Origin of the sequence: Mycobacterium sp., from assembly GCF_046095365.1 — a bacterium.
Lineage (GTDB): Bacteria > Actinomycetota > Actinomycetes > Mycobacteriales > Mycobacteriaceae > Mycobacterium.
On record NZ_JBJTJF010000007.1, the window covers coordinates 1 to 10,081 of the forward strand.

The 10,081-nt window shown below is 70.5% G+C and carries 10 protein-coding genes and 4 pseudogenes; 2 read left to right on the forward strand and 12 right to left on the reverse strand.

Annotated features, from left to right (window positions below):
- Positions 1–257, reverse strand: a pseudogene (locus tag ACKOQ4_RS00285) (aspartate carbamoyltransferase); the annotation flags it as partial.
- A gap of 28 nt (positions 258–285) precedes the next feature.
- Entirely contained in the window at positions 286–855 is a 570-nt protein-coding gene (gene pyrR, locus ACKOQ4_RS00290; RefSeq protein WP_526287666.1) for a bifunctional pyr operon transcriptional regulator/uracil phosphoribosyltransferase PyrR, read from the reverse strand.
- Between the two features lie 121 nt (positions 856–976).
- Between pyrR and ACKOQ4_RS00295 the strand changes: the two genes are divergently transcribed.
- Positions 977–2,185: a serine hydrolase domain-containing protein gene (locus ACKOQ4_RS00295; RefSeq protein ID WP_526287650.1), complete on the forward strand. Its 1,209-nt coding sequence runs from the start codon at positions 977–979 to the stop codon at positions 2,183–2,185.
- 13 nt (positions 2,186–2,198) lie between these two features.
- Here ACKOQ4_RS00295 and ACKOQ4_RS00300 read toward each other — a convergent pair whose 3' ends face one another.
- The 4 genes and pseudogenes from ACKOQ4_RS00300 to ACKOQ4_RS00315 form a co-directional block, all read right to left on the reverse strand.
- Positions 2,199–3,047 carry a class I SAM-dependent DNA methyltransferase gene (locus ACKOQ4_RS00300; protein WP_526287668.1) on the reverse strand — a complete coding sequence of 283 codons (849 nt, stop codon included), beginning with the start codon at positions 3,045–3,047 and terminating at the stop codon, positions 2,199–2,201.
- A gap of 18 nt (positions 3,048–3,065) precedes the next feature.
- Positions 3,066–3,545 (reverse strand): annotated as a pseudogene (gene nusB, locus ACKOQ4_RS00305) (transcription antitermination factor NusB); the annotation flags it as partial.
- Positions 3,546–3,547: 2 nt separating this feature from the next.
- Positions 3,548–4,111 (reverse strand): elongation factor P, encoded by a 564-nt coding sequence (gene efp, locus ACKOQ4_RS00310; protein WP_526287652.1) that lies wholly within the window; start codon positions 4,109–4,111, stop codon positions 3,548–3,550.
- Between the two features lie 28 nt (positions 4,112–4,139).
- Positions 4,140–5,228 carry a M24 family metallopeptidase gene (locus ACKOQ4_RS00315; RefSeq protein ID WP_526287654.1) on the reverse strand — a complete coding sequence of 363 codons (1,089 nt, stop codon included), beginning with the start codon at positions 5,226–5,228 and terminating at the stop codon, positions 4,140–4,142.
- 33 nt (positions 5,229–5,261) lie between these two features.
- Between ACKOQ4_RS00315 and ACKOQ4_RS00320 the strand changes: the two genes are divergently transcribed.
- Entirely contained in the window at positions 5,262–5,858 is a 597-nt protein-coding gene (locus ACKOQ4_RS00320; protein ID WP_526287656.1) for a B-4DMT family transporter, read from the forward strand.
- Positions 5,859–5,969: 111 nt separating this feature from the next.
- Here ACKOQ4_RS00320 and aroQ read toward each other — a convergent pair whose 3' ends face one another.
- The 6 genes and pseudogenes from aroQ to ACKOQ4_RS00350 form a co-directional block, all read right to left on the reverse strand.
- Complete coding sequence (aroQ, locus tag ACKOQ4_RS00325) at positions 5,970–6,401, reverse strand: type II 3-dehydroquinate dehydratase (RefSeq protein ID WP_526287658.1); 432 nt, start codon at positions 6,399–6,401, stop codon at positions 5,970–5,972.
- 20 nt (positions 6,402–6,421) lie between these two features.
- Positions 6,422–7,492, reverse strand: a complete 1,071-nt coding sequence (aroB, locus tag ACKOQ4_RS00330) for a 3-dehydroquinate synthase (RefSeq protein WP_526287660.1) — start codon at positions 7,490–7,492, stop codon at positions 6,422–6,424.
- Positions 7,493–7,650: 158 nt separating this feature from the next.
- Positions 7,651–8,163: pseudogene (locus ACKOQ4_RS00335) on the reverse strand (shikimate kinase); the annotation flags it as partial.
- 5 nt (positions 8,164–8,168) lie between these two features.
- Positions 8,169–9,377, reverse strand: coding sequence for a chorismate synthase (aroC, locus tag ACKOQ4_RS00340; protein ID WP_526287662.1), 1,209 nt, complete (start codon positions 9,375–9,377; stop codon positions 8,169–8,171).
- A gap of 23 nt (positions 9,378–9,400) precedes the next feature.
- Complete coding sequence (locus tag ACKOQ4_RS00345) at positions 9,401–9,838, reverse strand: prepilin peptidase (RefSeq protein WP_526287664.1); 438 nt, start codon at positions 9,836–9,838, stop codon at positions 9,401–9,403.
- Between the two features lie 11 nt (positions 9,839–9,849).
- Positions 9,850–10,081, reverse strand: a pseudogene (locus ACKOQ4_RS00350) (shikimate dehydrogenase); the annotation flags it as partial.

Here is a 10,081-nt window from a genome sequence, read left to right on the forward strand (position 1 = left end):
CCCTTGGCCACCGACGAGCCCGACGCGCTGACGTTGATGACGTCGGCACTCATCCACTTGCCGGCCACCTCGAAGGACACCCGGGTGCGGGTGGAGTTCTCATAGAACATCGTGATGATGGTGCGCCCGCGCAGCGTCGGCAGTTTCTTGACCTCGCGGCCCAGCAGCGCCTGCTTGAACCGGTCGGCGTCGTCGAGGATGGCGGTGGCCTCGTCGCGGGACAGGTCCGCCGCGGAGAGCAGATGCCGGACGGTCATGTTCGTCCGTTCCTCGCGCCAGCGCTCATCACCGGGCAGGACCCCCTTCCGGGGCGATCCAGATGCCCTCGACACCGTCGTCCTCGGCGAGCCGCACCTTGACGTTCTCCGCACGCGAGGTGGGCACGTTCTTACCGACGTAGTCCGCCCGCACCGGCAGTTCCCGGTGGCCGCGGTCGACGAGCACCGCCAGTTGCACCACCCTGGGCCTGCCGATGTCGCGCAGCGCGTCCAGCGCGGAGCGCACCGACCGGCCGGTGTAGAGCACGTCGTCGACCAGGATGACCAGGGCGCCGTCGATGCCGCCGTCGGGGATCGAGGTCTCCTCCAGGGCACGGGGCGGCTTGAAGTCAAGATCGTCGCGGTACAGCGTGATGTCCAGGCCGCCCCGATCGACCGCGACGCCGGAGAACTCGGTGATCTTCTCGCCGAGGCGTCGGGCCAGCGTGACCCCGCGGGTCGGGATTCCCAACAGCACCACCCGGGGCGCTTCGGCGCCGTCGAGAGCTGTCTTCTCGATGATCTGGTGGGCGATGCGGGAAATGGTTCGTCCGACGTCCGCCTCGGACATGAGTTCCCGGTCGGTGGTAGCCACCAGTGACCCAGACCTCCTTCTCCGCCTCTCCGGACGGATCGTTAAAGGATGTCGATTGCGCGAAGCCTAACACCCGCGCGGCACCGGCCGTTCGGGCGCGCCGGGCTTGCGTAGACTCCCCGCGGTGAGCCTCGCCGACAACCGGTCCTCGATCGCCGGAGCAGTCGAGGCCGGGCTGCTGGCCGGTGCGGTGACGTGCGTCTGGCATCGCGGAGAAGTGCTGCAGGTCAACGAGATCGGTCACCGGGACGCCGAGGCCGGCCTGCCCATGACGCGCGACACCATCTTCCGGATCGCCTCGATGACCAAGCCGGTGACGGTGGCGGCGGCGATGACGCTGGTCGAGGAGGGCAGGCTCGCGCTGTCCGATCCGGTCACCCGGTGGCTGCCGGAGATGGCCGACGTGCGGGTGCTGGCCGATCCCACCGGTCCTCTGGACACCGGCAACACGGTGCCGGCCGTCCGCCCGATCACGGTCGAAGACCTGATGACCCACCGCAGCGGGCTGGCCTACGCATTCTCGGTGACCGGTCCGATCAGCCGTGCCTACGGAACTGTGTCGCTGCGCCAGGACGCCGACCATTGGCTGGCCGAGGTCGCGCGGTTGCCGCTGGTGCATCAGCCCGGCGAGCGCCAGACCTACAGCCACAGCACCGAACTGCTCGGCATCATCCTGAGCCGGATCGAGGGCAGGTCGCTGCACGACGTGCTGACCGAGCGGATCTTCGGGCCGCTGGGCATGGCCGACACCGGCTTCTACGTCGCCGAGGAGAAGCGGTCACGCGCCGCGACGATGTACCGGATCGACGATCAGGGTGTGCTGCACCACGACGCGATGGGCCCGGCGCCGGTGCGCGAGCCGCGGTTCAGCCAGGGCGGGGCCGGCCTGCTGTCCACCGCCGATGACTACCTCAGATTCGCCCGCATGCTGCTGGAGGGCGGGGAGCTCGACGGGGTGCGGGTGCTGTCGCAGGAGTCGGTTCGGGCGATGCGCACCGACCGGCTCACCGAGGAGCAGAAGCGCGCGCCCTTCCTGGGCGCGCCGTTCTGGGTGGGCCGCGGATTCGGGCTGAACCTCTCGGTGGTGACCGATCCGTCCCGATCGGCACGGCTGTTCGGCCCAGGTGGACTCGGAACGTTCGGCTGGCCGGGGGCCTACGGCACCTGGTGGCAGGCCGACCCGGCCAACGGCCTGATCCTGATCTACCTGATCCAGAACTATCCCGACCTCACCGCGGCGGCGGCCGCGGTGGCGGGCAATACCGCGTTCGCCCGGTTGCAGTCGGTGCAGCCGAAGTTCGTCCGGCGGACCTACGACGCGCTGGGTTTGTAGGGCGACCGGGTTTTCAGGCAGGCCGCCAAGCCGTGATGCACCAGGAGGCGGCGGGAACCTCGATACCGGAATTGCCGCGGTGCCTGTCAAGCGCCTCCAGGACGCCGGCAACGACGTCGCGGCGGAGGGCTTCGTCGGCGGAGAGAAAAGCCGCTCCGAGCGGACCGGCGCTCAGCACCCGTTCGGCCGCCTCGGTCCCGTCGCCGGGGAAGATGAACGGCGCCTCCACCGATTCCAGCGCCACGTCGGCGAATCCTGCCCTGGCCATGATTCGACCGGTTGCCACCGGGTCGGCCAGCGAGAACGGGCCCGGGGAGCCCGGCGCCGGAAGCGGCGGGCGGTCGATACCGAGAATCTGGGTGGCCGTCGCGGTACTCAGCTCCATCCAGGGATTCCGGTCCAGATGCTGCCAGACCGATGCGGCCAGTCTTCCGCCCGGCCGAAGGGCGCGAAAGATGTTGGCGAATGCTTTTTCCGGCTCCGGGACGAACATCAGCCCGAACCGGGAGTGGGCGGCGTCGAACGGTTGGCCGCCGCCGGCCACCTCGACCAGATCAGCGGAAGCCACGTCGGCGGTCACTCCAGCCCCCGGCATCCCGGCAGCCGACAACCTCCGGTCGGCGGCCTCGGCCATCTGCGGGACGACGTCCACGGCGGCCACCCAACCGTTGGGCCCGACCTCAGCCCCGAGCGCCACCGCCGATACCCCCGGACCGCAGCCCAGGTCGATGACCCGCTCGCCCGGTCGGACCGCCAGTGCCAACCGGGCCGCGAAACCGTGCGCTCCCATCGAGGCGTCCATGGCCTCGGCCTGGGAGTCCCAGACCGCCGCGAGGTCGGCGAAGTGCTCCCGCGCATTCATGCCGGGGCCCGGCTTTGCGACCGCCGCGGCGGCGGCCCGGATCTGCGGCGTCACTAGCATCACCTGACCGAGCACGCCGTTGACGAACCCGGGCGACTCGTCGGTGGACAGTTCCTTGGCCAACTCGACGGCCTCGTCCACGGCGACCGGCTCTGGCACATCCTCGGCGTGCAGCAGTTCCCACACCGCGACCCGCAGGATGGCCCGGTCGACGGCGGGCAGGCGCTCCAGGGTCCAGCCCTGCAGATGCGAACTGATCAGCTCGTCGATGTGGGCGGCGTGCCGGCTGACGCCCTCGGCCACGGTCACGGTGTAGGGATTCAGCGGCGCCACGTCGGGATCGGCATCGGCCAGGGCGACCCTGCCGGCGGCCACCTCCGCGGGGGTCAGGCCGCGGGCCTCAGCCTCGAAAAGCAGGTCGACGGCACGCTTGCGGGCCTGGTGCCTGCCCTGGGATCTGCCCTGGGATCTGCCTTTGTCCGCCTTGCGCTCAGGCACCGCTAGGCATTCACTCGGCCCAGATAGCTGCCGTCGCGCGAGTCGACCTTGAGCTTGTCGCCGATGTTGATGAACAGCGGAACCTGGATCTCCGCGCCGGTCTCCAGAGTGGCCGGTTTGGTGCCGGCGCTGGACCGATCGCCCTGCAGACCGGGCTCGGTGTGGGTCACCTCGAGCTCCACCGACACCGGCAGCTCCAGGTACAGCGGGCTGCCCTCGTTGAACGCGATCTGCACCGGCATGCCCTCCAGAAGGAAGCCGGCCGAATCCCCGACCAGGGACTCCGGCAGCGGATGCTGCTCGTAGTCCTGGCTGTCCATGAACACGAAGTCGCTGCCGTCGCGGTAGAGATAGGTGGCGTCGCGACGGTCCACGGTGGCGGTCTCCACCTTGACCCCGGCGTTGTAGGTCTTGTCGACCACCTTGCCGGAGAGCACGTTCTTGAGCTTGGTCCGCACGAAGGCCGGCCCCTTGCCGGGCTTGACGTGCTGGAACTCGATGATCTGCCAGAGCTGTCCGTCGATGTTCAGCACGAGGCCGTTCTTGAAGTCGGCAGTGGTCGCCACGGTCTGTCGTTCTCCTTGTAGACGCTTTCTAGAGGATGGCCAGGTCCTTGGGGAACCGGGTCAGCAACTCGGGGCCCCTTGCGCCGACGACCAGCGTGTCCTCGATGCGAACGCCACCGCGGCCGGCCAGGTAAACGCCGGGTTCCACGGTCACCACGGAGCCAGGACGCAGTGTACCGGCGGCCGCCGAGCTGAGTCCCGGCGCTTCGTGGATCTGCAGCCCTACCCCGTGGCCCAGGCCGTGGCCGAAGTTATCGCCGTGGCCGGCGTCGGTGATGACCTGCCGGGCGGCCCCGTCGATCCCGCGAAGTTCCGCCCCCGGTTCCAGCGCGTCGACGCCGGCCTGCTGCGCCGCGGATACCAGCGCATAGATCTCCCGCTGCCAGGGCGCGGGGCGTCCCAGGACGAAGGTCCGGGTCATGTCGGAGTGGTAGCCGCCGACCGCGGCGCCGAAGTCGATCTTCACGAAGTCCCCGCGTTCCAGCACGGCGTCGGTCGGGCGGTGGTGGGGCACCGCCGAGTTCACGCCGGCGGCGACGATGGTCTCGAACGAGGGGCCGTCGGCGCCACGCTCGAGCATCAGCGCCTCCAACTCGCGGGCGACGTCGCGTTCGGTGCGGCCAGGCCGCAACCCGCCCGCCCCGACCAGCCGGTCCAGGGCCGCGTCGGCGGCTTCGCAGGCCAGCCGCAGCAGGGCGATCTCGCCGGCGTCCTTGACCTCCCGAAGCGCTTCGACCGCACCGGACATCCGGACCAGATCGGCGCCGCTGCCGGCCAGTTCCCCGCGCAGGACGTCGAACCCGTCCACCGTGACGACGTGACTCTCGAAGCCGATCCGCCGCGCGCCCCCGGCAACCGCCCTGGCCACCAGCTGGCGTCCGCAGGCCCGCTCGATCACGGTGTGCAGGTCAGGGGCCTGGCGGGCGGCCTGAGTGCGGTAGCGGGAATCGGTGGCCAGAACGTCCGGCGTGTCGTCGCCGAACACCAGCAGAGCGGCGTTGGAACCGGTGAACCCGGTCAGATAACGCACATTGACCAGGTCACTGACCAGTACGGCATCCAGTTCGTCGGCAGCCAGACACGACGCCAACCGGCCCCGGCGTTGGCAATGTGTCACGGTTGGTGACGGTACTCGCTAGGGTATGCACCCATGACGACGTGGTTACCGCGCGGGCTGGCCTTCGCGATCGGAATGGTTGTGTTACGGGTGGTGCAGGGATCGCTGGTCAACGCCTCCCCCACCAACGCGGGCAAGATCAGCATCCTGCTGATGGCGTTGTTCGTCATCCCGGCTCTGATCTGGGGTGCGATCGACGGTATGGCCGACGCGCGGGCCAACCCCGACCCGGACCGGCGGCGGGACCTGGCGATGCGGTGGCTGTTGGCCGGACTGATCGCGGGGGTGGTCAGTGGGCTGGTGACGTGGATCGTCTCGCACTTCATCTCCGCGGTCTACGTCGACGGACTGGGTCCTGAGCTCATCGTGTTCCCCGCGTTCACCGCCCTGATGGTGTTCATCCCGGCCACCTTCGGATCTGCTGTCGGCCGGTTCCTGGTGGACCGCCGCCACCCGAACGAACCGCGCAGCCGCGGGGAGGGCGATGTGTTCGAAGAGGTCTACAAGGACGACCCCAACGCCGAGTACGCGGTGTCCCGCTCAGAGTTGAACTGGCGCCAGGACGCTCGGGAGGCCGTGCGGTTCGAGCACGAGCAAGCCGAACTGCGCCGGCACGACCACGACCGCTAGGACTGAATCGCTCAGCCTCTGGCTGCGACATATCGCTCAGCCTCTGGCTGCGACATATCGCTCAGCCTCTGGCTGCGACATATCGCTCAGCCTCTGGCTGCGACATATCGCTCAGCCTCTGGCTGCGACATATCGCAGTGCCAGCAGGTAGCCCTGCAGCCCCAGCCCGACGATCACCCCGGTGGCCACACCGCTGAGGTAGGAGTGGTGCCGAAAGTCTTCACGCGCGTGGACGTTCGAGATGTGCACCTCGATCAGCGGACCACGAAGCTCTGCACAGGCGTCGCGCAGCGCGATGGACGTGTGAGTCAGCGCACCGGCATTGATGATGACCGGGTCACCGGCGTCGGCGGCCGCGTGCAGCCAGGCGATCAGCTGCGCCTCACTGTCGCTCTGCCGCACCACCGCCGACAGCCCCAACTCGGCGGCCTCGGCGTCGATCATCGACACCAGGTCGTCGTGACTGGCGCTGCCGTAGACCTCCGGCTCGCGCTGACCGAGACGGCCCAGGTTGGGGCCGTTGAGAACCAGCACCGTCGTCATCCTGTCGCCTCCTCCTCACGTTACACCTCGGCGTAGGCCGCTGCCAGCAGGGCCGGGTCGGGTCCCTCCAGCCGCCCCGGCTTGGCCAGCCCGTCGAGCACCACGAAACGCAGAGTCCCGGAACGGGTCTTCTTGTCCCCGGCCATGTACTTGAGCAGCTCCGGCAGCGCGTCTGCGTCGTAGACAACCGGCAGCCCGAGAGCTGTCAGCACATCGCGGTGCCGGCGCACGGTGTCGTCGTCGAGGCGGCCGGCCAACCGGGCCAGTTCGGCGGCGAAGACCAGCCCCACCGAGACCGCGGCGCCGTGCCGCCACCGGTAGCGCTCCCGGCGCTCGATGGCGTGAGCCAGGGTGTGCCCGTAGTTGAGGATCTCGCGCAGCGCCGACTCCTTCTCGTCGGCTGCCACCACCTCGGCCTTCACCGCGATGGCCCGCCGGACCAGTTCGGGCAGCACCGGCCCGGCCGGGTCGAGCGCGGCCTGCGGGTCGGCCTCGATCAGCTCCAGGATCGCCGGGTCGGCGATGAAACCGGCCTTGACGATCTCGGCCATGCCTGCCACAAGTTCGTTGTGCGGCAGGGTCTCCAGTAGCGCGAGGTCGACCAGAACCGCGGCGGGCTGGTGGAACGACCCGACCAGGTTCTTGCCGGCGTCGGTGTTGATCCCGGTCTTCCCGCCGATCGCGGCGTCGACCATCGCCAGCAGGGTGGTCGGCACGTGCACGATGTCGACCCCGCGCAGCCACGTCGCCGCCGCGAAGCCGGCCACGTCGGTGGCCGCGCCGCCGCCGAGGCTGACGATCGCATCCTTGCGGCCGACCCCGATACGTCCCAGCACCTCCCAGATGAAGGCGACGACCGGAAGGTCCTTACCGGCCTCGGCGTCGGGCAGTTCGATGCGGTGAGCGTCAACCCCGCTGCCGGACAGTTGTTTTCGCACCGCCTCCGCGGTGCCGGTGAGGGCGGGCTGGTGCAGGATCACCACTTTGTGCCGATCGCCGAGCAGGCCCCCGAGCAGATCGAGCAGCCCGGTGCCGATGACCACCGGGTAGGGCGGATCGACCGCGACGTCGATGGTGACGGGCCGGCTCACTTGCGCACCCCTCCGCGGCTGGCCGCCAGGGTGGCCGGGGTGACCGGGGGGCGGTCGGCCGGCGCCCGCGCCGGCGGGACGGCATCGGGGGCCGCGGCCACGGTCGGCTGGGCAGCCGTCGCCGCGGAACGCCGCCACGGCGGCCTGCGGCGGCGGGGCGGCTCAGGGTTCTCCAGCCGGTTGACGATGTAGCGGACCACCGCACCGGGGTTTCGCCGGTTGGTGTTGACCCTGATGGTGGCCACCCGCCGGTAGAGCGGTGAGCGCTCGGTCGAGAGTTCCCGGTACTTCTCCGCGCGGTCCGGCCCGGCCAGCAGAGGGCGCACGGTGTTGCCGCCGGTGCGCCGGACCCCCTCGGAGGCGCTGATTTCCAGATAGATCACGGTCTGGCCGGCCAGCGCTTTGCGCACCCCGGCGGTGGTGACGGCACCCCCGCCCAGCGAGAGGATGCCGTCGTGGTCCCGCAGCGCCTCGCGGATCACTTCCTCCTCGATGCGGCGAAATCCGGCCTCGCCGTCGGCGGCGAAGATCTCGGCGATACTGCGGCCGGTGCGCCGCTCTATCTCGGCGTCAGTGTCGATCAGATTGAGCCCCATGGCTTTTGCGAGCCGACGCCCGATAGTCGATTTCCCCGAGCCGGGCAGCCCGATCAGCACGGCCTTCGGCGCCATCAGTGCTACCCCGACAGCCGTACCGAATCAGAACCGCCCTCGCGCGACGCGACCTCCCGCAGGTAGCCATCGATGTTGCGGCGGGTCTCGGACAGCGAGTCGCCGCCGAACTTCTCCAGCGCCGCCCGCGCCAGCACCAGGGCCACCATCGCCTCGATGATCACACCGGCGGCCGGGACGGCGCAGACGTCCGAGCGCTGGTGAATCGCCACGGCCGGCTCCCCGCTCGCGAGGTCGACGGTGGCCAGCGCGCGGGGCACCGTGGATATCGGCTTCATCGCCGCCCGCACCCGCAGCGGCTGGCCGTTGGTCATGCCGCCCTCCAGTCCGCCGGCCCGGTTGGTGGAGCGCTCCACGCCGTCCGGGCCGGGGAACATCTCGTCATGGGCTCCGCTGCCGCGGCGACGGGCGGTGGCGAAACCGTCTCCGATCTCCACACCCTTGATCGCCTGGACTCCCATCACCGCAGCGGCCAGCTGACTGTCCAGGCGGTTGTCCCCGCTGGTGAACGAGCCCAGCCCGACCGGCAGCCCGTGGGCGACCACCTCGACCACCCCGCCGAGGGTGTCGCCGTCGCGCTTGGCGGCCTCGATCTCGGCGATCATCGACGCTTCGGCCGCGGCGCCGAACGCGCGCACCGGGCTCTCGTCGATCCGGGGCAGGTCGGCCGCGCAGGGCGGCGGACCGTCGTAGGGGTCCGACGCGCCGATGGAAATCACATGGGATACGACCTCGACGCCGAGCGCCTGCCGCAGGAAGGCGCGTGCGACGGTGGCCGCGGCCACCCGGGCCGCGGTCTCGCGGGCACTGGCCCGCTCGAGCACCGGCCGGGCATCGTCGAATCCGTACTTGAGCATGCCCGCGTAGTCGGCGTGACCGGGCCGCGGCCGGGTCAGCGGGGCGTTGCGCGCGACGTCCAGCGCGGCGGCGTCGACCGGGTCGGCGGCCATCACCGTCTCCCACTTGGGCCATTCGGAATTGCCGATCTCGATCGCGATCGGTCCGCCCAGGGTGCTCCCGTGCCGCACCCCCGCCAGCACCCTGACCTCGTCCTGCTCGAACTTCATCCGCGCGCCGCGGCCGTACCCGAGCCGCCGGCGCGCCAGTTGGGCGGCGATCTCGGCGGAGGTCAGCCCGACCCCGGCCACCAGGCCCTCGACCATGGCGACGAGGGCGCGACCGTGGGATTCACCGGCTGTGGTCCATCGCAACACGCGATCATCTTCCCACGTCCGGCTCACAGCACCGCCAACGCCGCCGCGGTCAGGCTGGCCAGCAGCATGGACGGTCCGTGCGGCACCGTCCCACCGCGCCCGGCCAGCAGACTGACCGCCGCGGCCACCGCGGTCAGCAGCGGTGCTCCCAGCGCGGCCAGCAGCCACACCGGAGCACCCAGTGCCCCGGTCAGCGCGCCCAGCCCTACCGCGAGTTTGACGTCACCACCGCCCAGTCCGGTGGGGTCGGCCAGGTGCACGGCCAGGTACAGCCCACCCAGCGCGAGCGCTCCCAGGACGGCGGCCGGGCCGCGGCCGCACAGCGCGCAGCCGGCCAGAATCGTCACGGCTCCGGGCACGGTGAGCCAGTTGGGCAACCGGTGACGCCTGAGGTCCACGATCGACAGCGCCACCGCCCACAACGCCACCGCCCCGAACGCGGTCGCCAGCAGAGATCCCATGGCGCGGCAGGCTATGCCAGGGCGGCCGCCATCTGCTCTCGCGGCGCCGGCCGGCCTGTGAATTGTTCGACCTGGCTGAACGCCTGGTGCAGCAGCATCTGCAGCCCGCTGATCACCTCGCCTCCGGATGCGGCGACCGCGCGGGCCAACGGGGTGGGCCACGGGTCGTAGATCGCGTCGAGCAGCACCGGGACGCCGGCCAGCGTCTCGGCCAGTCCGGCGGCGGCCTCCGCCGGGATGGTG

Bases quoted from the DNA above. Each gene is read 5' to 3' on its own strand.
- ACKOQ4_RS00300 (WP_526287668.1), bottom strand. From the start codon at position 3,047: ATGAATGCGCGGGAGCACTTCGCCGACCTCGCGGCGGTCTGGGACTCC.
- ACKOQ4_RS00320 (WP_526287656.1), top strand. From the start codon at position 5,262: ATGACGACGTGGTTACCGCGCGGGCTGGCCTTCGCGATCGGAATGGTT.
- aroQ (WP_526287658.1), bottom strand. From the start codon at position 6,401: ATGACGACGGTGCTGGTTCTCAACGGCCCCAACCTGGGCCGTCTCGGT.
- ACKOQ4_RS00345 (WP_526287664.1), bottom strand. From the start codon at position 9,838: ATGGGATCTCTGCTGGCGACCGCGTTCGGGGCGGTGGCGTTGTGGGCG.